Origin of the sequence: Nonomuraea sp. NPDC049419 (assembly GCF_040676995.1) — a bacterium.
Taxonomy (GTDB): Bacteria; Actinomycetota; Actinomycetes; order Streptosporangiales; family Streptosporangiaceae; genus Nonomuraea; species Nonomuraea salmonea.
Genome location: NZ_JBFAQB010000009.1, coordinates 315,427 through 335,503, shown reverse-complemented (window position 1 = coordinate 335,503; position 20,077 = coordinate 315,427). Strand labels below are relative to the sequence as shown.

Genomic DNA, 20,077 nt, shown 5'->3' with positions numbered 1-20,077 from the left:
TCATCGGCCCCGCGTTAGACCAGGTGTCATGACCGTGTCGGTGGGAGAGCCGTCATGAGGGGGGCGCGCGAGCGGCGGGTACGCGTGCTCGTGCACCTCACCGAGCTGAGCGAGCTGCCGCTCGGCGGCCTGCCCGAGCCCGCGTTCAAGGAACGGCTGCGCGCCGAGCTGATGTCGGGCGCCCTGGCCACGGCCGAACCCGAGGCGCCCGAGGAGCGGGCCGCCGGGAGGCCGCAGCCGCTCCTGGGCGGGCGCGGACGCCGCCGCCGGTCCAGAGGGCGGCCCCTGCTGTCCCAGCTCGCCACCGTGGGCCTGGTGGCCGCGCTCATGGTGTCCTCCTTCGCCACCTACCGCGCGGTGCCCGGCGACTCGCTCTACCCGCTCAAGCGCGCCGCGGAGACCACGCTCGTCCACCTCACGTCCGACGACGCGGAACGCGCCGCGCGCGAGCTCGACTCGGCCAAGGCGCGCGCCAAGGAGGTCGCCACCCTCCTCGGCTCGTCGGTCGACGGCCCGCTCGTGGACGAGACGCTCAAGGACATGGAGGAGTCCACCCGCGCGGGCATCAGCCGGCTCGAACGCGCGGAGCCGCGCTCGCCGAAGATCAAGAAATTCGCGCGGGACCAGAAGGAGGCCGTCAAGCCGATGCTTCAGCAGCTCGACGAGGATCAACTGGCCCAGGCGGAGGGGTACCTCAGCTACATCGAAGGTCTGGCCGCCCCCGAGTAGGTAGCTAAGCTGAAGCCCATGTGGCGGCTCATGCGACGACGACAGGAAGTGCGGCCGGAGGTCGCAGGTGAGGCGGCCGCACAGGCGGCGGTGACCGTCGCGCCTGCCCAGCCCGATCTCGAGTCCGCGGCCTTCTTCGACGTCGACAACACCATGATGCGCGGCGCGTCGATCTACCACTTCGCCCGCGGGCTGGCCACGCGCGGCCTGTTCACCACCTCCGACCTGGTCAAGTTCGCCGTCGGGCAGGCCGTCTTCCGGCTGCGCGGCAACGAGAACCCCGAGCACATCGCGGTGGCCAGGGAGACGGCGCTGGCGTTCGTCGCGGGCGCCAAGGTCGACGACGTCGTACGCCTCGGCGAGGAGATCTACGACGAGGTCATGGCCGACCGCATCTGGGGCGGCACCCGCGCGCTCGCCCAGAGCCACCTCGACGCCGGCCAGCGCGTCTGGCTGGTCACCGCCACCCCCATCGAGCTGGCCAGGGTCATCGCCCAGCGGCTCGGCCTGACCGGCGCGCTCGGCACGGTCGCCGAGACCAGCAACGGCGTCTACACCGGCCGGCTGGTCGGCGACCTGCTCCACGGCCCGGCCAAGGCCGAGGCGGTGCGCGCCCTGGCCCGCAGGGAGGGCCTCGACCTCAGCCTCTGCACCGCCTACAGCGACTCGGCCAACGACCTGCCGATGTTGTCGCTGGTCGGCAACGCCGTCGCCATCAACCCCGACAGCGAGCTGCGCGAATACGCGCGCAAGCACGACTGGCCGGTCAAGGACTTCCGCACCGGGCGCAAGGCCACGATGACGGCGCTGCCGATCGCGGCCGGCGTGGGCGCGGTCGCGGGCGGCGTCGCAGCGGGCATCGCCCTGCGCCGCCTCTACCGCGGCCGCCCCTGAATCACCGCAGCAGACTCACTTCAGCGTGCCGAACAGCTTGGCCGCCTCCGGCTGCTTCCACCGGAGCCGGTGCCGGTCCTGCGGATAGGGCTCCGAGGGCACCGACACCGTGGTCATCGTGGTCCTGGCGAGCTGGGTGGCCAGCTCGTACATCTCCTCGACGCTGAGGTCCGTCCGCACCGCCCCGCGCACCGCCGACAGGAAGGCCCTGAGCTTGGCGGGATCGGCGACGAGCTGCCGCTGGGCCTTGTCCAGCATGGCCCGCGCGAGCCCCTGCTGTCGCTTGATCCGCGCGACGTCCGAGCCGTCGCCGTAGTGACGCAGCCGGGCGTAGCCGAGCGCCTTCTCGCCGTCGAGCAGTTGCTCGCCCGCGGGCAGCCTGAGCTTCGCGGCGCGGTCGTCCACGGGCCTCGGCACCTTGATCCGCACGCCACCGAGCGCGTCCACCATGGTCTTGAAGCCGGCGAAGTCCACCTCGACCGTGTGGTCCAGGCGCAGCCCCGTCAGCTTCTCCAGCGTCGACCTGAGGCACGCGGCGCCCCCGTCGTCGTACGCGGAATTGATCATGGCGATCCGGCCCGGCGTCGACCCGCACGGGACCCGCACCATCGAGTCCCGCGGAACGCTGACCGCGGTGACCCTGCCTCTGTCGGCCGGCAGGTGGACGATGATGACGGTGTCGGAGCGCTGGCCCGAGCCCTGCGACTGCGGCCCGTACTTCACGTTGCCAGGACCGTCCCTGGTGTCGGAGCCGATCAGCAGCACGTTCATGGCGCCGCTCATGTCCACCCGGCCGCCGGCGGACGGCGCGGCCACGGGGAAGCCGGTGATGAACGCCGTCGTCACCGCCACGACGGCGGCCGTGCCCGCGGCGACCAGCGCGGCCATCGGCCACCGGCGCCGGGGACGGCCGCGCAGGAAGCCCGTGCGGTGGCGGACGAGGGTGGCGGGTGGCTGGTGCTCCAGCTCGGCCCCGAGGTCGCGGAGCAGCTTCAGGTCGTCCATCGTCACTCCTCCTCCAAGGGGTTGGTGTCGCCGAGCGCCGCGCGTACCTTCCGCCTGCCCCTGTTGAGGCGGGAGCGCACGGTTCCGACAGGGATGCCGAGCGCTCGCGCGGCCTCCTCGTACGTGAGGTCGCCCCAGGCGATCAGCAGCAGGACGTCGCGGTCCCTGGCGGGCAGCGCGGCCAGGGCGCCGGCCAGCTCCGCGCGGACGGCGCGGGCGGACACCCCGGCCGCCACCCGGTCTGCGGGCGACTCCACCTCGTGGTCGACAGGGGCGCGCAGGAGTGCGCGGTAGCGGGCCGCCTCTGTGCGGTGGTGCCGGGAGATGAGCTTGGTGAGGATGCCGAAGAGCCACGGCCTGGCGTCCGGATAGGCCAGGTCATAGCTCTTCCTGCGGGAGAAGGCGACCAGGAACGTCTCGCCGACGAGGTCCTCGGCGGGTTCCGGGCCGAGGCGTCTGGAGACGTACCTGAAGAGCATGGCGGAGTAGCGGTCGAAGAGCTCGGCGAACACCTCGGGTTCTGTCAGCGAGGCGCTCACGAGCTCGGCGTCCGCACCCCTGACGGCGGGCTGCGTGATCATCTCCGCCCTTCTGCGGGGAATGGGTCACGGATGTCTTGCCACAACCCGCCGTAAGGGTTCAGGGATCGTCGCGCCGGCGGCGTCAGAGGAGCGGGGGGAAGGCGTGTCCCCTGCGCAGGCGCAGCTCGTTGAGCAGCTGCTGGATGACCTCGCGCACGTGGTCGGTGAGGTTGAAGACCAGCATGGGGTCGTCGGCGGCCGACGGGTCGTACTCGTCGGTGCGGATCGGCTCCCCGAACTCGATCATCCACTTCGACGGCAGCGGCACCAGGCCGAGCGGCCCGAGCAGCGGGAAGAACGGGGTGATCGGCAGGTAGGGCAGCCCCAGCAGCCGGGCCAGCGACTTGAGGTCGCCGATCTTGGGGTAGATCTCCTCGGCCCCGACGATCGCGGTGGGCACGATCGGCACGCCCGCGCGGATCGCGGAGGCCACGAAGCCGCCGCGCCCGAAGCGCTGCAGCTTGTAGCGCTCGGAGAACGGCTTGCCGACGCCCTTGAAGCCCTCGGGGAACACCCCGACCAGCTCGCCCTTGCGCAGCAGCCGGTCGGCGTCCTCGCGGCAGGCCAGCGTGTGGCCGGTCTTGCGGGCCAGGTGGCTGAGCAGCGGAAGCTGGTAGACCAGGTCGGCGCCGAGCAGCCGCAGCGGCCTGGCGGCCTCGTCGTGCAGCGCCACCTGCAGCATCAGCGCGTCGACCGGCAGCGTGCCCGAGTGGTTGGCCACGATGAGCGCGCCGCTGTCGTCGGGGATGTTCTTCAGCTCGAGCGTCTCGACCCTGAACCAGTGGCGGTAGAGCGGCCTGAGCAGCTCGAGCACGACCTTGTCGGTCAGCTCGGGGTCGTAGCCGAACTCGTCGACCTCGTAGTCGCCGGTGACCCGCCGCCTGATGAAGGCGAGCGCCTTGGCCACGGGGTCGGGCTCGTCGTACGACGGCGCCGCGGTGATGGGGATCACCCGGCCTTCCTCATCTGGCGCTGGGCGCGGAACGCTCATGCGCGGAAACTTCCCAGCGGACGCAGCCCGCGCGAGCGCAGGAAGTCGTCGAACGCCGCACCGGTGCTGAACTTGGGCTTCCAGCCCAGCTCGGCCTCCAGGTGGGCGGTGTCGACCGCGCGGCCGTGGCTCATCAGCCGCAGCTGCTCGGGCGAGTATTCGACCAGGCCGAGCCGGCGCGCGGCACCGCCGAGCACGGTGAAGGCGGGCGAGATCAGCGGCAGCGAGGGCCGCCCCGCCCTGCGCGCGCACTGCGACAGCAGCAACACGCCTGCCCCGGCCACGTTGTACGTGCCGGGGTGATCCTCGGTCGCCATCCGGCGCAGCACCTCGACCGCGTCGTCCTCGTGGACGAACTGCAGCCGCGGGTCGAAGCCGAGCACGGTCGGCAGCACCGGCTGGGTGAAGTAACGCGTCAGCGGCGAGTCGACGCCTGGACCCATGAAGTTGGCGAAGCGCAGCAGCGACACGGTGACGTCGGGACGCCGCCGCGCGAAACCGCGGACGTAGCCCTCGACCTCGGCCGCGTCCTTGGCATAGCCGTGGACGGGGCCGTCATGCGGCTCCAGGCCCTCGGTGAACACCGCGGGATCCCGGGGGGACGAGCCGTAGACGGCGGTGGTGGATCGCACCACCACGCGCCGCACGGTCGCCGACCGCTGGCAGGCACCGAGCAACTGCATGGTGCCGATGACGTTGTGCTCCTTCATGGCAGCCCTGCCCCCATTGTGTGAGGGAGCGCTGACCAGGCTCATGTGCACAACGGTGTCGATGTCCGCGGCCGCGATCACCTGGGCGATGTCGGGGCTGCGCAGATCCACCCGGACGAACTCGGTCCGGCCGAGCGAGATGCCGCCGTCTCGCGTGAGCGAGGGGGGCGGCACGGTGTCCACTCCGATGACACGGCTGATGTCCGGGTCCGCCGCCAGAACGCTCGCCACCCGGGCGCCGATGTGGCGCGAGACCCCGGTGACAAGCACGGTGTGGGTCATCAGCGCCTCGCAGCTGCGTCGGTTACTTCTTGTTGCGCCGCTGGATGCGCGTCTTCTTGAGCAGCTTACGGTGCTTCTTCTTAGCCATCCGCTTGCGGCGCTTCTTGATCACAGAGCCCACGGGACCCCCAGGTACTGATAGCACGTTTGAATCGGAGTGCGAGCGCACACCGGCTCACAGACTACCGGCGATCCACGGTAGATCGCCCCTCGGGGGGCGAGCGCCCGGCCGTACCAGCGGGCGGCCGGGCCTCTCCCGCGACACACTCACGACACGTTCGGGCGTGTCGCTACGTCATCCTGCCTCGATGTAGGCCTCCCGGAGATAATCGTGTACCGCCTGCTCAGGCACCCTGAACGAGCGGCCGACTCGGATGGCCGGCAGCTCGCCGGAGTGGACGAGCCGGTACACCGTCATCTTGGACACCCTCATGACCGTCGCCACTTCTGCGACGGTCAGGAACTTCACCTCGCTGAGAGGTCTTTCGCCTGCACCCATCGGACGCCTCTTCCGCACGTGTTTCCGGGTTATCCCCACTGGTGCCATTGCTCACGCACGTGTACTGCCGTCAGCGTAAGTCGGGACTCCGAGTGCGCAAACCCCCTATTTTTCCAGCCGACGGAGCCACCTGTCAGCCGAACCAGCGAAATCGCTGGCCAACCGCCTGGCCAAGCACCTCGCCTGGACGCTGGAACTGTCCAAGCTGCCACACATAAGAGTCGCCGGAGCCCTGCCAAAAGTTGGCAAAGGGACAGCGAGCCCCTTGGAATGCAGGCGCGAAAAGACGGTATGGGGAGGGCCGTTATCGACTCAAAGGGCTCGTGAGACTTCTGTGACTAGCCGCTCCGTCAACGGAGAGTAATAGCGGGGTAGCACGTTGTCGTCAAGTGGCACGACCACGTCAAGCTTGCCCTCCGCCTCCCCGAGGAACAGCCCGGGGTCGTTGCAGTCGGCGAAGGCCACCGTCGGCACGCCCGCCTCGCCCGCCGCTCCGGCCCAGCCGTGGTCGGCGATCACCAGGTCGGGCAGGTCGCCGCCCAGCTCGTCCAGCATGTGGCGCATCGGGATCGCGTCGTGGGTGTGCACGAGCGCGCCCCGGTCGTCGAGCATCGCGACGTCCTGGAGGTAGCGAATCCTGCGCGGCCTGCCGAAGCCGGAGCCCGCGTACGACCAGCCCTCGGCGGGGGTCAGCAGCCGCGCGCCGCGCGCCACGCAGAAGGCGGCCAGCGGCAGGTGCACGGCGAGCAGGCCCGTGGGGTGTCCGGTGGCGAACAGGACGCGGGGCTCGGGCCGCGCCAGCACGGCGGCGATGCGCTCGGCCATCGCGTCGAGCGCGTCGATGGTCAGGTCGGGGTCGATGGTGTCCTGGCCGTAGCGGTGGTCGGGGTCGGCGACGACGCCCGCGGACTTGGCCATGAGGGCCAGGATGTCGCGGTAGGACCACGGCTGGTCGAAGGTCAGGCCGAGCGCGTAGTAGGGGTCGCCGTTGGCCAGCGAGCTGTAGTGGTCGAGGTTGTTCTCGCGAGAGGTCGCGACATCGCCGGCGATGCGGCTGTGAACAAGGTGATCTCGAAGTTCGTCGCGGCTCAGCACTGCTTCATTCCTCGTCAGGGCATCGGATCGAGGCCGTGCAGGGGGAACACCGCTTGCCGGGTCGCCATGACCGCACGGTCAATGGGGTCCGCAGGATCATAACCACCAGATAGGTCGCTGAATTCCGGATGGCGGCCGTCTGTCATGGTGAGGGGTGGTGTCTCCCCCGTACGCTCGCGGACGAACCTGCGCCACTCCTCCGGCGTCGGCGTGGCCGGATCGATCGGATGCCCGGCCAGCTCGGCCATCAGGTGCGTCCACACCCGCGGCACCACCTGCACCAGCTCGTAGCCGCCACCGCCGGTCGCGATCCAGCGCCCGCCCGCCGTCTCGTGGGCCAGGCGGTGCAGCGCCTCGCAGGCGGCCCGCTGACCGTCGACGCTCAGCATCAGGTTGGCGAGGGGGTCGAGCGCGTGGCTGTCGCAGCCGTGCTGGGTCACCAGGATCTCCGGCCCGAACTCGTGCAGCAGCGGCGGCACCACCGCGTGGAAGGCGCGCAGCCAGCCCGCGTCGCCGGTGCCGGCCGGCAGCGCGACGTTGACCGCCGTGCCGTCGGCGCCGGTCTCGTGCGGGAAGCCGGTGCCGGGGAACAGCGTGCGCGGGCTCTCGTGCAGGCTGATCGTCAGCACCCTGGGGTCGTCGTAGAAGATCGTCTGTACGCCGTCGCCGTGATGGACGTCGACGTCCACGTACGCGACGCGCCCCACTCCCTGCTCCAGCAGCCACGCGATCGCCAGCGCGGGGTCGTTGTAGACGCAGAAGCCGCTCGCCAGGGCCGGCATCGCGTGGTGCAGCCCGCCCGCGACGTTGACGGCGTGCTCGGCCGTGCCCTCCCAGACCGAGCGGGCGGCGGCCAGCGAGGCGCCGGCGATGAGCGCGCTGGCCTCGTGGACGCCCGCGAAGGCCGGGTTGTCGGTGGTGCCGAGCCCGGCGCTCATGTCGGGCAGGCCGGAGGCGGAGACGCGCTTGACGGCCTCGATGTAGCCGCGGTGGTGGACCCGCACCAGCTCGTCGTCGCTCGCCGGCTCACAGCCGGCCAGCTCGACCTTGTCGAGCACGCCCATCGCGCGGGCCAGCGCCATGGTCAGCTCGACGCGCACGGGGGCCAGCGGATGGCTCGGGCCGAAGTCGTAGGTGGTCAGAGCGTCGTCCCAGATCACCCGTGCCGAACGGCTCATGCCAACCCCTCTGCCGCGTGCCCTCGCCTTGCGCCGACGTTACCGCAGCGCAGACCGCTGGTTGTAGCCCGGCCTCAAGCGGCCTGAAAGATCACGTCGATATCGAAATCTCGTGATTTAAGGTCTTAGCGTGCGCTTAGCACGGACGTTCATGAGCATCGTGCGGTTCTTCCGGCGGCCCACGGTGTACGACCGCACGCTGGTGATCGTGCTGTGCCTGCCCGGGCTGATCAGCGTCGTGACGGGCGTGCTGGGCATGACGGAGATGCTCCCGGGCAACGTCACGTACCTCGTGGGCACGTTGTTCCTGCTCATGCGCCGCAACCGGCCGCTCCTCACGACCGGCGCGGTGGTCGCCGTGGACGCCGTCTCGATGGCGACCGGCCTGGTGACCAGCTCTAACGTGCACAGTGCCGTCGCGCTCTACAGCCTGGGCCGCTACACGGGGGGCCGTCCGACCGCGATCGCCACCGGAGCCGCCTTCGCCGTGTACGCCGTCGCCATGGAGGTGGGCAGGCCAGGCGTCAACAGCTGGCTGAGCGCCCTGTTCCTGGTCGGCGTGTTCGTGGGCACGGGCCAGTTCGTCCGGCTCAGGACCGAGCTGCGGGAGCGCACCACCCGCGAGGCCGCCGACGCCGCCGTACGCGCCGAGCGCAGGCGCATCGCCAGGGAGCTGCACGACGTGGTGGCGCACCACATCACCGTGATCAACGCGCTGGTCGGCGGCGCCAGGGCCACCCTGCCCCCCGGGCAGCAGGTCACCAGGGAGGCGCTGGAGAGCGCCGAGCAGACCGCCCGCCAGGCCATGTCGGAGATGCGGCGGCTGCTCGACGTGCTGAGGGCCGAGGGCGGGGAGGGCGCGGACGCGGCGACAGGGGTCGGCACGGACCGGTTGCCCGCCCTCATCAACGAGGCGGGGTCGGCGGGCCTGCCGGCCACCCTGACCGTGACGGGCGAGCCCGTCGAGCTGCCCGCCGCCGTGGACCACGCCGTCTACCGGATCGTCCAGGAGGCGCTGACGAACACCCGCAAGCACGCCGTCGGAGCCAGGGCCAGCGTGCTGCTGACCTATGACCCGGAGGCCGTGGAGGTCGAGGTGCTCGACGACGGCGTGGCCAAGAACGACGGCACGCCCCCGGGCTTCGGGCTCGGCGGCATGGCGGAGCGGGTGGCCCTGTGCGGCGGCCGGCTCTCGACGGGGCCCAGGCCAGAAGGAGGATTCCGCGTGCACGCCCGCATCCCGCTGGAGAGCGCATGACGCCCGCGATCAGGGTGCTGCTCGCCGACGACCACGCCCTCGTGCGCAGGGGCTTCAAGCTGATGCTGGACGCCCAGCCCGACCTCGGCGTGGTCGGCGAGGCGGCCGACGGCGAGCAGGCGGTGGAGCTGAGCCGGCGGCTGCGGCCCCACGTGGTGCTCATGGACCTGCACATGCCCGGCATGGACGGCGTGCGCGCCACCGAGCTGATCACCGCCGAGCTGCCGCAGGTGCGGGTGCTCGCGCTGAGCACGTTCGACCTGGACGAGAACGTGGTCGCGGCGCTGCGCGCGGGCGCCGACGGCTTCCTGCCCAAGGACGTCTCCCCCGAGGAGCTGATCGAGGGCGTCCGGGTCGTGCACCGCGGCGAGTCCGCCGTCGCGCCCCGGCTGCTGACCCGGCTCATCGGCACATATGTCCGCACCACGCCGCCGCGATCCACCCCCGCCGAGCTGGCCGGGCTGACCGTGCGCGAGCAGGAGATCCTCGTGCTGATCGCCCGCGGCCGCTCCAACACCGAGATCGCCGCCGAGCTGTCCGTCTCCCCCTCGACCGTCAAGAACCACGTGACGAGCCTGTTCGCCAAGATCGGCGTCAGGGATCGGGCGCAGGCGGTGATCGCCGCGTACGAGGCGGGGCTCGTCCGACCCGGAGAGTAGGACCAGGGTCCCAGAACGCCGCCGCGCGAACGGTTCGCGGGCAGGAGGTGATCGGGGGCGCGCGACGGCACGCTTGAGTCCATGACCGCGATTCGGGCAACCAACCTGAGCAAGCGTTACGGCGGCACCGTGGCCGTCGACGACCTGTCGTTCGACGTCGAGCCCGGCAGAGTGACCGGCTTCCTCGGCCCCAACGGGGCGGGCAAGTCGACCACCATGCGCATGATCCTCGGGCTCGACCACCCCTCCGGCGGCTCCGTGCTCGTGGACGGCAAGCCGTACGCGGAGCTGAAGCACCCCCTCCGCAAGGTCGGCGCGCTGCTGGACGCCAAGGCCGTGCACGGCGGGCGCAGCGCGCGCAACCACCTGCTGGCCATCGCCCAGAGCAACGGCATCCCGGCGAGCCGCATCGACGAGGTGCTGGAGATCGTCGGGCTGAGCGGCGTGACGAAGCGGCGCGTCGGCGGGTTCTCCCTCGGCATGGCGCAACGCCTGGGCATCGCCGCGGCGCTGCTCGGCGACCCCGAGATCCTGCTGTTCGACGAGCCGGTCAACGGGCTCGACCCCGACGGCATCCTGTGGATCCGCACCTTCATGCGCCGACTGGCCGCCGAGGGGCGGACCGTGTTCGTCTCCAGCCACCTCATGAGCGAGATGGCGCAGACCGCCGACCACCTCATCGTGATCGGCAAGGGGCGGCTCATCGCCGACACCAGCGTGCCGGAGTTCATCGGGCGCAGCTCCCAGGGCTACGTACGGGTGCGCTCGCCCCGCCTGGCCGAGGTCGCCGAGCTGGTCAAGGTGGGCGAGCTGCACCCCGACCACCTGCGGGTGACCGCGATGACCACCCTCGAGATCGGCACCCTCACCGCGCGGGCGGGGCTGCCGCTGGAGGAGCTGACGTTCGTGCAGCCCTCGCTCGAAGCCGCGTACATGGAGCTCACCAAGGACAGCCTGGAGTACTCGTCATGACCGACATCCTGCGATCAGAGTGGACCAAGATCCGCTCGGTGCGCTCCACGATGTGGACGCTCGGCGTCACCTTTCTGCTCATGGCCGGCTTCAGCACGCTGCTGGGCGTCGCCGCCACCGCCAGCGGCAGCGGGCCGATCCCGGCCGAGGAGGCGCTCTCCATGAGCCTCGCCGGTGCGCTCTTCGCCACGCTCGCCCTGGCCACTCTGGGCGTGCTGGTGATCTCCAGCGAATACCGCACGGGAGGCATCAGGACGTCGCTGATGGCCGTGCCTCAGCGGTACAAGCTGCTGACCGGCAAGCTGGTCGTGTTCACCGCGACGGCCCTCGTGGTCAGCGCGGTCTCCTCGGCCGCCGCGCTCGCCGTCGGCGTGGCCATCATGCAGCCCGCCGGGCTCGAGATCGGCGACGCCGTACGCGCGGGCTTCGGCAGCACGCTCTACCTGACCGCGTGCGGGCTGTTCGGGCTGGGGCTCGGCACGCTCGTCCGGCACACGCCGGGTGCGCTGCTCTCAGCCGTCGCGCTGATGCTGGTGCTGCCGCAGCTCACGAACATGCTGCCGGGGGCCTGGGGCCAGACCGTGTCCGACTACTTCACCACCAACGCCGGGTCCCTGGTGGTCTTCGGGCAGTCCAACGAGTCGCTGGGGGCGTGGAGCGGGTTCGGCGTCTATCTCGGGTGGATCGCCGTGACGGTGCTGGCGGGGGCCGTACTGATGCGGCGGCGCGACGCCTAGAACGTCTCACTCGGCGCGCAGGGCGACGACCGCATCCATCCGGCCCGCCCTGCGCGGCGGCGCGACCGGCGCACGCCGAACCTGGGGCTCCGGGTGGTGAGCGCCGGATCCTCACGTAGAGCAACAGAAGCAGGTAAGCAGCCGTATTTCGGTGAAAACCAAAAGGTCAGAGCCGGTTTTCAGGACGACACCCCCGTTGCGATGCCGCTATGGTGGCCGCGATCAACGGGAAAGGATCACTATGCTGCGCATTCTCCGGCGTTCCGTCCTCACCGGCGCGCTCGCGACGGGACTCGCCATGGCGGCCGTCGGCATCGCCCCTGCCTCGGCCTCGGCCACCCCACCGTACGCGCTGGTGAAGCTGACCTGGAACTGCTCGAGGGTGGGCGACGTGACGATCATCCTCAAGGGCCCCGGCGTCGCGTCCTCCGCCCGCAAGTCCACCGGCACGGGCTACTGGCGCGGCCGGCCCGGCACCTTCAAGTTGGAGCGCCTCTCCAACGGCCGGATCGCCCCGAAGACCAAGTCGTTCAAGATCGGAAACTTCTCGACCAAGCGCATCTCGGTCTGCTCCAGCAAGTGGTAGAACCGCCGTTCCTGCGGTGACCTGCCGCCCCGAGTCCGGCCGGGGCGGCAGCGTCAGGCAGGGCCGGTCGTTCAGGGCCGGTCATTCAGGACTCGACGACGCGGCTCAGCAGCCCCATGAGCTGTCGCAACTCGGCGTCCGTCAGCACCTTCAGCGGAGTCTTCTCCAGCGTCGTCCGCAGCAGCTCCTCGCGGATCCGACGCCCCCGGTCGGTCAGGACCAGGACGCGCGAGCGCCGATCGTACGGATCGACGGCGCGCTCGACCAGCCCTCGCTCGGTGAGCTGGTTGGTGATGAACGTCAGGTTGGGAGCGTTGCAGTGCAGCCGCTCCGCCATCACCTTCATCGACGGCGGCGGCTCGGCCGGATCGATGGCCCACAGCGCCTGGAACGTCGCGGGCGTCAACCGGTGCCCGGCCAGCGCATCCATGATCAGCGCGTTGGTCCGCATCCAGATCTCGTAGGTCGCCGTGACCACTGCCGTGAGCTCGTGTACGGACATGACCGCCATCCTACGACGCTTCGAGCCTCGAAGTAATCGTGCTACCTTTACTTCGAGACTCGAAACAAAGGAGGCGCAAATGAGCGACGGCTATCGAGGCGTCACCGCGCTGGTCACCGGCGCGTCCAAGGGGCTCGGGCGGGCGTACGCGATGGAGCTGGCCCGCCGGGGTGCCCGGGTGATCCTGCTGGCGCGCTCGGAAGGCGACCTGCGCGAACTCGCCGCGCAGCTCCACGAGCGGCACGGCGGGCAGGACGCCGAGGTGGTCGTCGGCGACCTCGCCGCCCCCGACGGCCCTGACCGGATCCTGCGCGAGCTGCACGACCGCGGCCTGACCGTCGACCTCCTGCTCAACAACGCCGGCGCCGGCAGCGCGGGTCCGTTCCTCGGCCGCCCGCTCGGGCCGCAGCTGCGGTCGGTCAGCCTCAACGTCGGCGGCCTGCTCGCGCTGACCCACGCGATCGGGGCCGAGATGGTCGCGCGCGGCTCGGGCGGCGTCATCAACGTGTCCTCCACCGCCGCCTTCCAGCCCATGCCCTACCAGGCCAGCTACGCCGCGACCAAGGCGTTCGTGCTCTCCTTCACCGAGGCGCTGGCCGAGGAGCTGCGCGGCACCGGCGTGCACGTCATGGCCGCGCACCCCGGCGCGATCGCGACCGGCTTCTTCGACGGCACCTCCGCCACGATCGACCCCCGGGCCGACACCCCGGCCACCGTCGCGGCCCGCACGCTGGACGACTACGCCAGGCGCCGCCCGGTCTCCTACCCGGGCCGCCCCGTCAACCGGATGCTGACCTGGCCCGCCCGCCTGCTGCCCCGCACGGCCGTCGCCCGCATCGCCGGCGCCTTCAACCGCCGCCAGCACCTGCACGAGACCGTCGACGTGACCTGATCGCCCAGAGGTCAGCCGGCGGCGAGTTCGCGGCCCCGGTCGCGGGCGGCCTCGATGGCGGCGAGGAAGGCCGCGCGTACGCTGTGGCGCTCCAGCTCAGCGATGGCCGCGATGGTCGTGCCGCCCGGCGAGGTGACCGCCTCGCGCAGGATGACCGGGTGCTCGCCCGAGTCGCGCAGCATCACCGCCGCCCCCACGATCGACTGGGTGACCATGTCAAGGGCCGCCGCGCGCGGCATGCCCAGCAGGATGCCCGCGTCGACCATGGCCTCGACCAGGTAGAAGAAGTAGGCGGGCCCGCTGCCGGACAGCGCCGTCGCGGCGTCCTGCTGCGACTCGGGGATGCGCAGCACCTTGCCGACCGGCCGCAGCAGCCCCTCGGCGAGCTGGAGATGCTCTTCGCCGGCGTGCGCCCCCGCCGAGATCACGCTCATCGCCTCGTCGAACTTGATCGGCGTGTTGGACATCACCCGCACCACCGGCACCTCGACTCCCAGCCGCTGCTCCACGAACGACGTGGTGATGCCCGCCGCGGCGCTGATCACCAGCGTCTGCGCCGGCACGTAGGAGGCGATCTCGGCCAGCAGGGTGCCCATGTCCTGGGGCTTGACGGCGAGGATGAGCGTGTCGGCGGCCTTGGCGGCCTCGGAGTTGGACACGACGCGCACGCCGTACGTCTCGCGCAGCGCCTGGGCCCGCTCCTCCCTGCGCGTGGTCGCCAGGATGTCGCCCGGCTTGAACCCGGCGCGCAACAACCCGGACAGCAGGGCCTCGCCCATCTTGCCCGTGCCCAGAATCGCGATCATCTTCGGAGCCCCTCGTACGGAACGGACGCTAGATCCAGGTCTCGCAGCCTATCGGCTACCGCCGCGACAGCAGCGAACGCAGGAAGAACGTCAGATTCCTCGGCCGCTCGGCGAGGCGGCGCATGAGGTAGGGGTACCAGTCGGAGCCGTACGGCACGTAGACGCGCACCCGCGCGCCCAGCCCGGCCAGGCGGCGCTGCTCGTCGGGGCGCACGCCGTACAGCATCTGGTGTTCGAAGCCGGTCGCGTCACGGCCGGCCAGCTCGGCGAGCGTGGCGGCGATGCGGATCAGCCTGGGGTCGTGGGTGGCGACCATGGGGTAGCCGGTGCCGGACATGAGGACTTTCAGGCACCGTACGTAGGAGCGGTCGATGTCGGCCGGCCTGGTGTAGGCGCCGGGCGCGGTGTAGGCCCCCTTGCACAGCCGTACGCGGGCGCCGCCGAGCTTCTCGCACCGGTCGAGCGAGTCGGGCAGGTACGACTGCACCACCACGCCCACGTCGGGATGCTCGCGGCGCAGCGCGGCGTGCACGGCGTGCAGCCCGGCGATCGTGTCGTGCTCCTCGGCGTCGAGCGTCACCGTGAGGTCCCGCTGCGCGGCGGCGGCGCAGACGGCGGCGGCGTGTTCGAGCGCGAGCCGCTGCGACAGCCGCAGCCCGAGCGCGGTGAGCTTGACCGACACGTCGGCCCCCGTGGGCAGCAGGTCGAGCAGCGCGAGGTAGTGGGCGACGGCCTGCCCCGCCGCGGCCTCGTCGGTGACCTCCTCGCCGAGGTGGTCGACGCTGACCAGCAAGCCCTCGCGGGTCAGTGCGCCGACCACGCGGGCGACGTCGTCCGCGACATAGCGATCGACCACGTCCGCGGTCAGCGGCGAGGTGGTGACGAGCCGTTCGGCGCGCCGGCTCTTGGAGAGGGCGAGCATGGCCTGACGGAGCACGAGATCCACACTAATCACTCGGACCGCTCCGCTTGAACCGCCGGGGAGCGGAATCCGTCCTAGGGGTATGCGGACTATGACAGCGACTCTCCTGGCCGGATGTCTCGCGCTCGCGACGGGCTGCGCCGCCGCGCCGTCGCCGGAGCAGCAGCGGGTGGCCGCCACGACCCCTGGCAGGCCACCGGTCGTGTCGGAGCCGGTGACCACGGCGCCCACGAAGAAGCCCCAGGTGGTCAAGCCGCGGGGCGACGCGATCAACGTGCGCAAGGTCCGCTGGACCAAGGCGAAGCCGGTCGACAAGGGCCGGAAGGTTCAGCTCACGTGGTGGTCGGGGGTGGAGCCGTGCACGGTGCTCGACCGGGTCAAGGTGAAGGAGACCGCCAAGAAGGTCACCGTCACCCTGTACGAGGGCACCGCCCCCAAGGCGAAGAACACGGCCTGCATCATGATGGCCGTCGAGAAGACCACGACGGTCAAGCTCAAGAAGCCGCTCGGCGAGCGCAGGCTGGCCGACGGCGCCAAGAAGTAGATCCTCCTCGAACGGGGTCCGGCACGCGCCGGGCCCCGTTCTTTCGTCCCTGAGATGTCCCTGAGTCGCCCCTGAACCCGGAACCCGGGCAGGCCCGGTCTCGTTGGCCCCGGTGTGCGCTTGCTCCGCTGTTCGTGCTCGTCAGAGGGAATGCATCCGCGCTCAGGGGGGTTGAGTCAGGTAGGCTCAAGTCGTTTGACAAAGGCGACACCCATCCATAGGTTGAGTCCAAACGACTCAACTTTGACTACAAGGACGTACTCATGGCACGTGCGGTAGGTATCGACCTTGGGACGACCAACTCCGTCGTCTCGATCCTCGAGGGCGGTGAGCCCACCGTCATCGCGAACGCGCAGGGCTCGCGGACCACCCCGTCCGTGGTCGCCTTCGCTAAGAACGGCGAGGTCCTCGTCGGAGAGGTCGCCAAGCGGCAGGCCGTCACCAACGTCGACAGGACGATCCGTTCCGTCAAGCGCGAGATGGGCACCAACTGGTCCCAGGAGATCGACGGCAAGAAGTTCTCGCCGCAGCAGATCAGCGCCTTCGTCCTGCAGAAGCTCAAGCAGGACGCGGAGGCCTACCTCGGCGAGAAGATCACCGACGCGGTGATCACCGTCCCGGCCTACTTCAACGACGCCCAGCGGCAGGCCACCAAGGAGGCCGGCACCATCGCGGGCCTCAACGTGCTCCGCATCATCAACGAGCCGACCGCCGCGGCCCTCGCCTACGGGCTCGACAAGGAGCAGGACCAGACGATCCTGGTCTTCGACCTCGGTGGCGGCACCTTCGACGTGTCGCTGCTCGACGTCGGCCAGGAGGACGGCCACGGCTTCGTCGAGGTCAAGGCCACCTCCGGTGACAACCACCTCGGTGGTGACGACTGGGACCAGCGCATCGTCGACGAGCTCGTCAAGCGCTTCCAGAACGCCCATGGCGTCGACCTGGCCAAGGACAAGATGGCGCTCCAGCGCCTGCGTGAGGCGGCCGAGAAGGCCAAGATCGAGCTGTCCAGCCAGTCCGAGACCAACATCAACCTGCCCTACATCACGGCTTCCTCCGAGGGCCCGCTGCACCTCGACGAGAAGCTGACCCGCTCCGAGTTCCAGCGGCTGACGGCCGACCTGCTCGAGCGCACCAAGGGCCCGTTCAACCAGGTCATCAAGGACGCCGGCATCAAGGTCTCCGACATCGCCCACGTGGTGCTGGTCGGCGGCTCGACCCGCATGCCCGCCGTCTCCGACCTGGTCAAGGAGCTGACCGGCGGCAAGGAGCCCAACAAGGGCGTCAACCCCGACGAGGTCGTGGCCATCGGCGCCGCGCTCCAGGCCGGCGTGCTCAAGGGTGAGGTCAAGGACGTCCTGCTGCTCGACGTGACCCCGCTGTCGCTGGGCATCGAGACCAAGGGCGGCATCTTCACCAAGATCATCGAGCGCAACACGACGATCCCGACCAAGCGCTCCGAGGTCTTCACCACGGCCGAGGACAACCAGCCGTCGGTGCAGATCCAGGTCTACCAGGGCGAGCGCGAGATCGCTTCCTACAACAAGAAGCTGGCCACGTTCGAGCTGACCGGCATCGCGCCGGCGCCGCGCGGCATCCCGCAGATCGAGGTCACCTTCGACATCGACGCCAACGGCATCGTCAACGTCTCCGCCAAGGACCTGGGCACGGGCAAGGAGCAGACGATGACGATCACCGGCGGCTCCGCGCTGCCGAAGGACGACATCGAGCGGATGATGCGCGAGGCCGAGTCGTACGCCGAGGAGGACAAGAAGCGCCGCGAGGAGGCCGAGGTCCGCAACAACGCGGACGGTCTGGCCTACCAGACGGAGAAGTTCCTCCGGGAGAACGACGACAAGGTCCCCGGCGACATCAAGACCGAGGTCAACGACGCCCTCGCCGAGCTGAAGAAGGCTCTGGAGGGCACCGACACCGACGTCATCCGCACCTCGGCGGAAAAGCTCGCCACCGTGAGCCAGAAGATGGGCTCGGCCATCTACGCCGCCAGCCAGGGCCAGCAGGCCGGCCCTGAGGGCGCCCCGCAGGACGCCTCGGCCGGTCAGGGCAGCCAGAAGGCCGACGACGACGTGGTCGAAGCCGAGATCGTGGACGACGACCAGCCGAAGAAGGACCAGTGATGCCGCCGCGTGACAACGGGCACGAGGAGCCGGTGATCCGCGACAACCGCAAGATCGACCCTGAGACGGGCCAGGTCAAGGACCAGCCGCCCGCCGAGCAGCCGCAAGAGGCGCCCGGCGACGTGCTGGAGCCGCAGGACGGCGAGCTGGCGGCCCAGCTCGCCGAGCGGACGGCCGACCTGCAGCGTCTCCAGGCGGAGTACACCAACTACCGCCGCAGGGTCGAGCGCGACCGCGTGGCGGTCCGCGAGCAGGCGGTCGCCGGGGCGCTCACGGAGCTCCTGCCCGTCCTCGACGACATCGGCAGGGCCCGCGAACACGGCGAGCTGACCGGCGGTTTCGCCAAGGTCGCCGAGTCGCTGGAGTCCGTGCTGACCAAGCTGGGCCTCAGCGCCTTCGGCCAGAAGGGCGACCCGTTCGACCCGACCGTCCACGAGGCGCTGATGCACAGCTACTCGACGGACGTGACCGAGCCGACCGCGGTCGAGGTGCTGCAGCCTGGATACCGGATGGGTGACCGGGTGCTGCGCCCCGCGCGGGTGGCCGTCGCCGAGCCGGAGGACGCTCCCGCGGCGTCCGATGACGACGAAGAAAACTGACCACAAGGACGAAGGGCCGTAGATGAGCACCAAGGACTACCTGGAGAAGGACTACTACGCCGTCCTTGGTGTGCCCAAGACCGCCACCGCCGAAGAGATCAAAAAGGCGTACCGGAAGCTGGCCAGGCAATACCACCCCGACACCAACCAGGGCGACTCGACCAAAGAGACCAAGTTCAAGGAGGTCTCCGAGGCTTACGACGTCCTGTCCGACGCCAAGCGCCGCAAGGAGTACGACGAGGCGCGCACGCTGTTCGGGTCCGGGGTGGGGGCCCAGCGTCCCGGCGGCGGTGGCGGTTTCCCGTTCGACTTCGGTGACCTGTTCGGCGGCACCAGCCAGCAGGGTCCCGGCGGGAGCGCGGGCGAACGGCTCGGCGACCTGTTCGGCGGGCTGTTCAACCGGGGTGGCGCCGGAGGCCGCACCACCGGCGGCACCACCAGGGCGCGGCGTGGCCAGGACATCGAGTCCGAGGTGACGCTGACGTTCACCGAAGCCGTCGAGGGCACCACCGTCTCACTGCGGTTGACCAGCTCCGCCGCCTGCACCGCGTGCAGCGGCACCGGCGCCAAGGCGGGCACGACCCCCAGGGTCTGTCCCACCTGCGAAGGCACCGGCGCGGCCAGCCGCAACCTGGGCAGCTTCGCCTTCTCCGAGCCGTGCCGCGACTGCAAGGGCCGCGGGCTGCTGGTCGACGACCCCTGCCCCGTGTGCGAGGGCAGCGGCCGGGCCAAGAGCACCCGCACCATCCAGGCGCGCATCCCCGCCGGCGTGGCCGACGGCCAGCGGGTCAAGCTCAAGGGCAAGGGCGCGCCGGGCGAGAACGGCGGGCCGGCGGGCGACCTCTACATCCAGACCCACGTCAAGCCGCACGCCGTCTTCGGCAGGACGGGCGACAACCTGACGATCACCGTGCCGGTGACGTTCACGGAGGCCGCCCTGGGCGCCGAGATCAAGGTGCCGATCCTCAGGGGCATGCCGGTCACCCTCCGCATCCCCCCAGGCACCCCCAACGGCCGCACGTTCCGCGTCCGTGGCAGGGGTGTCACGAGGAAAGACGGCACCAAAGGCGACCTGCTCGCCACCGTCGAGGTGCTCGTGCCGAAGACGCTCGACGACAAATCGCGCGAGCTCCTCACCGAGTTCAACACCGCGACCGCGGGTGAGGACCCGCGCGCCGAGCTGATTCAGCGAGCCAGAAGCGAGTGAGCGGATGGACGCCAACTATTTCGACCTGTCTGACGACACCCCTGTCTACGTGATCTCGGTGGCCGCGCAGCTGTCGGGGCTGCACCCGCAGACCCTGCGGCAATATGACCGGCTCGGCCTGGTCAGCCCCGGCCGTACGGCGGGGCGCGGCCGCCTCTACTCCACAAGAGACATCATCCAGCTCCGCGAGGTGCAGCGGCTCTCCCAGGAGGAGGGCATCAACCTCGCGGGCATCAAGCGGATACTCGAGCTCGAGAACGAAGCTCTCCGGCTGCGCGAGGAAGTGCACCG

Annotated in this window: 23 protein-coding genes and 1 pseudogene; 13 read left to right on the top strand and 11 right to left on the bottom strand. The window is 70.4% G+C overall.

What is annotated here, in order from left to right; genetic code table 11:
- Nucleotides 1-54 precede the first annotated feature (54 nt).
- Both AB0K12_RS27190 and AB0K12_RS27185 read left to right on the top strand, forming a co-directional pair.
- On the top strand, nt 55-729 hold the full coding sequence (locus tag AB0K12_RS27190; RefSeq protein ID WP_364566843.1) for a DUF5667 domain-containing protein: 675 nt from the start codon (nt 55-57) through the stop codon (nt 727-729).
- Nucleotides 730-759: 30 nt separating this feature from the next.
- Nucleotides 760-1,623, top strand: a complete 864-nt coding sequence (locus tag AB0K12_RS27185) for an HAD-IB family hydrolase (RefSeq protein WP_364566840.1) — start codon at nt 760-762, stop codon at nt 1,621-1,623.
- A gap of 15 nt (nt 1,624-1,638) precedes the next feature.
- On the opposite strand, the gene AB0K12_RS27180 is transcribed toward AB0K12_RS27185, so the two are convergent.
- From AB0K12_RS27180 to AB0K12_RS27145, 8 genes are all read right to left on the bottom strand, one after another.
- Complete coding sequence (locus AB0K12_RS27180; protein ID WP_364566837.1) at nt 1,639-2,628, bottom strand: LCP family protein; 990 nt, start codon at nt 2,626-2,628, stop codon at nt 1,639-1,641.
- A 2-nt stretch (nt 2,629-2,630) separates the two neighbouring features.
- Entirely contained in the window at nt 2,631-3,209 is a 579-nt protein-coding gene (locus AB0K12_RS27175) for an RNA polymerase sigma factor (protein WP_364566832.1), read from the bottom strand.
- A gap of 82 nt (nt 3,210-3,291) precedes the next feature.
- Nucleotides 3,292-4,161, bottom strand: coding sequence for a lysophospholipid acyltransferase family protein (locus tag AB0K12_RS27170; protein ID WP_364566828.1), 870 nt, complete (start codon nt 4,159-4,161; stop codon nt 3,292-3,294).
- A 35-nt stretch (nt 4,162-4,196) separates the two neighbouring features.
- Nucleotides 4,197-5,192 carry an NAD-dependent epimerase/dehydratase family protein gene (locus AB0K12_RS27165; protein WP_364566826.1) on the bottom strand — a complete coding sequence of 332 codons (996 nt, stop codon included), beginning with the start codon at nt 5,190-5,192 and terminating at the stop codon, nt 4,197-4,199.
- 22 nt (nt 5,193-5,214) lie between these two features.
- The gene (locus tag AB0K12_RS27160) at nt 5,215-5,313 is read right to left on the bottom strand and encodes an AURKAIP1/COX24 domain-containing protein (protein ID WP_018654693.1); all 99 of its coding nucleotides are present in this window, start codon (nt 5,311-5,313) and stop codon (nt 5,215-5,217) included.
- A 174-nt stretch (nt 5,314-5,487) separates the two neighbouring features.
- Nucleotides 5,488-5,691 (bottom strand): helix-turn-helix domain-containing protein, encoded by a 204-nt coding sequence (locus AB0K12_RS27155; protein ID WP_026214222.1) that lies wholly within the window; start codon nt 5,689-5,691, stop codon nt 5,488-5,490.
- Between the two features lie 312 nt (nt 5,692-6,003).
- Nucleotides 6,004-6,786 carry a phosphatase gene (locus AB0K12_RS27150; protein WP_364566824.1) on the bottom strand — a complete coding sequence of 261 codons (783 nt, stop codon included), beginning with the start codon at nt 6,784-6,786 and terminating at the stop codon, nt 6,004-6,006.
- A gap of 14 nt (nt 6,787-6,800) precedes the next feature.
- The gene (locus AB0K12_RS27145; protein ID WP_364566822.1) at nt 6,801-7,964 is read right to left on the bottom strand and encodes an acetoin utilization protein AcuC; all 1,164 of its coding nucleotides are present in this window, start codon (nt 7,962-7,964) and stop codon (nt 6,801-6,803) included.
- Nucleotides 7,965-8,115: 151 nt separating this feature from the next.
- Between AB0K12_RS27145 and AB0K12_RS27140 the strand changes: the two genes are divergently transcribed.
- From AB0K12_RS27140 to AB0K12_RS27120, 5 genes are all read left to right on the top strand, one after another.
- On the top strand, nt 8,116-9,222 hold the full coding sequence (locus tag AB0K12_RS27140) for a histidine kinase (RefSeq protein ID WP_364566819.1): 1,107 nt from the start codon (nt 8,116-8,118) through the stop codon (nt 9,220-9,222).
- Nucleotides 9,219-9,881, top strand: coding sequence for a response regulator transcription factor (locus AB0K12_RS27135; protein WP_364566816.1), 663 nt, complete (start codon nt 9,219-9,221; stop codon nt 9,879-9,881). The genes AB0K12_RS27140 and AB0K12_RS27135 overlap by 4 nt, the downstream gene beginning before the upstream one ends.
- An 81-nt stretch (nt 9,882-9,962) precedes the next feature.
- Complete coding sequence (locus AB0K12_RS27130; protein ID WP_364566814.1) at nt 9,963-10,853, top strand: ABC transporter ATP-binding protein; 891 nt, start codon at nt 9,963-9,965, stop codon at nt 10,851-10,853.
- Nucleotides 10,850-11,590 (top strand): ABC transporter permease subunit, encoded by a 741-nt coding sequence (locus AB0K12_RS27125; protein WP_364566812.1) that lies wholly within the window; start codon nt 10,850-10,852, stop codon nt 11,588-11,590. The genes AB0K12_RS27130 and AB0K12_RS27125 overlap by 4 nt, the downstream gene beginning before the upstream one ends.
- A 241-nt stretch (nt 11,591-11,831) precedes the next feature.
- Complete coding sequence (locus tag AB0K12_RS27120; RefSeq protein ID WP_364566810.1) at nt 11,832-12,176, top strand: hypothetical protein; 345 nt, start codon at nt 11,832-11,834, stop codon at nt 12,174-12,176.
- Nucleotides 12,177-12,261: 85 nt separating this feature from the next.
- Here AB0K12_RS27120 and AB0K12_RS27115 read toward each other — a convergent pair whose 3' ends face one another.
- Nucleotides 12,262-12,678: a MarR family winged helix-turn-helix transcriptional regulator gene (locus AB0K12_RS27115; RefSeq protein WP_364566807.1), complete on the bottom strand. Its 417-nt coding sequence runs from the start codon at nt 12,676-12,678 to the stop codon at nt 12,262-12,264.
- A gap of 79 nt (nt 12,679-12,757) precedes the next feature.
- Here AB0K12_RS27115 and AB0K12_RS27110 point away from each other — a divergent pair, with 79 nt between their 5' ends.
- Nucleotides 12,758-13,570, top strand: a complete 813-nt coding sequence (locus AB0K12_RS27110; protein ID WP_364566805.1) for an SDR family oxidoreductase — start codon at nt 12,758-12,760, stop codon at nt 13,568-13,570.
- A gap of 11 nt (nt 13,571-13,581) precedes the next feature.
- On the opposite strand, the gene proC is transcribed toward AB0K12_RS27110, so the two are convergent.
- Nucleotides 13,582-14,376 carry a pyrroline-5-carboxylate reductase gene (gene proC, locus AB0K12_RS27105; RefSeq protein ID WP_364566802.1) on the bottom strand — a complete coding sequence of 265 codons (795 nt, stop codon included), beginning with the start codon at nt 14,374-14,376 and terminating at the stop codon, nt 13,582-13,584.
- A gap of 55 nt (nt 14,377-14,431) precedes the next feature.
- The gene (locus AB0K12_RS27100) at nt 14,432-15,313 is read right to left on the bottom strand and encodes a proline dehydrogenase family protein (RefSeq protein WP_364566799.1); all 882 of its coding nucleotides are present in this window, start codon (nt 15,311-15,313) and stop codon (nt 14,432-14,434) included.
- A gap of 76 nt (nt 15,314-15,389) precedes the next feature.
- Between AB0K12_RS27100 and AB0K12_RS27095 the strand changes: the two genes are divergently transcribed.
- The 5 genes and pseudogenes from AB0K12_RS27095 to AB0K12_RS27075 all read left to right on the top strand — a co-directional run.
- Nucleotides 15,390-15,842, top strand: a complete 453-nt coding sequence (locus AB0K12_RS27095; protein WP_364566796.1) for a hypothetical protein — start codon at nt 15,390-15,392, stop codon at nt 15,840-15,842.
- Nucleotides 15,843-16,105: 263 nt separating this feature from the next.
- Nucleotides 16,106-17,980 (top strand): molecular chaperone DnaK, encoded by a 1,875-nt coding sequence (gene dnaK / locus AB0K12_RS27090; protein ID WP_364566792.1) that lies wholly within the window; start codon nt 16,106-16,108, stop codon nt 17,978-17,980.
- Complete coding sequence (grpE, locus tag AB0K12_RS27085; RefSeq protein ID WP_364566788.1) at nt 17,980-18,579, top strand: nucleotide exchange factor GrpE; 600 nt, start codon at nt 17,980-17,982, stop codon at nt 18,577-18,579. The genes dnaK and grpE overlap by 1 nt, the downstream gene beginning before the upstream one ends.
- A 22-nt stretch (nt 18,580-18,601) precedes the next feature.
- Nucleotides 18,602-19,786, top strand: a complete 1,185-nt coding sequence (dnaJ, locus tag AB0K12_RS27080; protein WP_364566784.1) for a molecular chaperone DnaJ — start codon at nt 18,602-18,604, stop codon at nt 19,784-19,786.
- 4 nt (nt 19,787-19,790) lie between these two features.
- Nucleotides 19,791-20,072 (top strand): annotated as a pseudogene (locus AB0K12_RS27075) (helix-turn-helix transcriptional regulator); the annotation flags it as partial.
- Nucleotides 20,073-20,077: the final 5 nt, after the last annotated feature.

Bases quoted from the DNA above. Each gene is read 5' to 3' on its own strand.
- AB0K12_RS27190 (WP_364566843.1), top strand. From the start codon at position 55: ATGAGGGGGGCGCGCGAGCGGCGGGTACGCGTGCTCGTGCACCTCACC.
- AB0K12_RS27185 (WP_364566840.1), top strand. From the start codon at position 760: ATGCGACGACGACAGGAAGTGCGGCCGGAGGTCGCAGGTGAGGCGGCC.
- AB0K12_RS27180 (WP_364566837.1), bottom strand. From the start codon at position 2,628: ATGGACGACCTGAAGCTGCTCCGCGACCTCGGGGCCGAGCTGGAGCAC.
- AB0K12_RS27175 (WP_364566832.1), bottom strand. From the start codon at position 3,209: ATGATCACGCAGCCCGCCGTCAGGGGTGCGGACGCCGAGCTCGTGAGC.
- AB0K12_RS27165 (WP_364566826.1), bottom strand. From the start codon at position 5,192: ATGACCCACACCGTGCTTGTCACCGGGGTCTCGCGCCACATCGGCGCC.
- AB0K12_RS27155 (WP_026214222.1), bottom strand. From the start codon at position 5,691: ATGGGTGCAGGCGAAAGACCTCTCAGCGAGGTGAAGTTCCTGACCGTC.
- AB0K12_RS27145 (WP_364566822.1), bottom strand. From the start codon at position 7,964: ATGAGCCGTTCGGCACGGGTGATCTGGGACGACGCTCTGACCACCTAC.
- AB0K12_RS27140 (WP_364566819.1), top strand. From the start codon at position 8,116: ATGAGCATCGTGCGGTTCTTCCGGCGGCCCACGGTGTACGACCGCACG.
- AB0K12_RS27135 (WP_364566816.1), top strand. From the start codon at position 9,219: ATGACGCCCGCGATCAGGGTGCTGCTCGCCGACGACCACGCCCTCGTG.
- AB0K12_RS27130 (WP_364566814.1), top strand. From the start codon at position 9,963: ATGACCGCGATTCGGGCAACCAACCTGAGCAAGCGTTACGGCGGCACC.
- AB0K12_RS27125 (WP_364566812.1), top strand. From the start codon at position 10,850: ATGACCGACATCCTGCGATCAGAGTGGACCAAGATCCGCTCGGTGCGC.
- AB0K12_RS27120 (WP_364566810.1), top strand. From the start codon at position 11,832: ATGCTGCGCATTCTCCGGCGTTCCGTCCTCACCGGCGCGCTCGCGACG.
- AB0K12_RS27115 (WP_364566807.1), bottom strand. From the start codon at position 12,678: ATGTCCGTACACGAGCTCACGGCAGTGGTCACGGCGACCTACGAGATC.
- AB0K12_RS27110 (WP_364566805.1), top strand. From the start codon at position 12,758: ATGAGCGACGGCTATCGAGGCGTCACCGCGCTGGTCACCGGCGCGTCC.
- proC (WP_364566802.1), bottom strand. From the start codon at position 14,376: ATGATCGCGATTCTGGGCACGGGCAAGATGGGCGAGGCCCTGCTGTCC.
- AB0K12_RS27095 (WP_364566796.1), top strand. From the start codon at position 15,390: ATGACAGCGACTCTCCTGGCCGGATGTCTCGCGCTCGCGACGGGCTGC.
- dnaK (WP_364566792.1), top strand. From the start codon at position 16,106: ATGGCACGTGCGGTAGGTATCGACCTTGGGACGACCAACTCCGTCGTC.
- grpE (WP_364566788.1), top strand. From the start codon at position 17,980: ATGCCGCCGCGTGACAACGGGCACGAGGAGCCGGTGATCCGCGACAAC.
- dnaJ (WP_364566784.1), top strand. From the start codon at position 18,602: ATGAGCACCAAGGACTACCTGGAGAAGGACTACTACGCCGTCCTTGGT.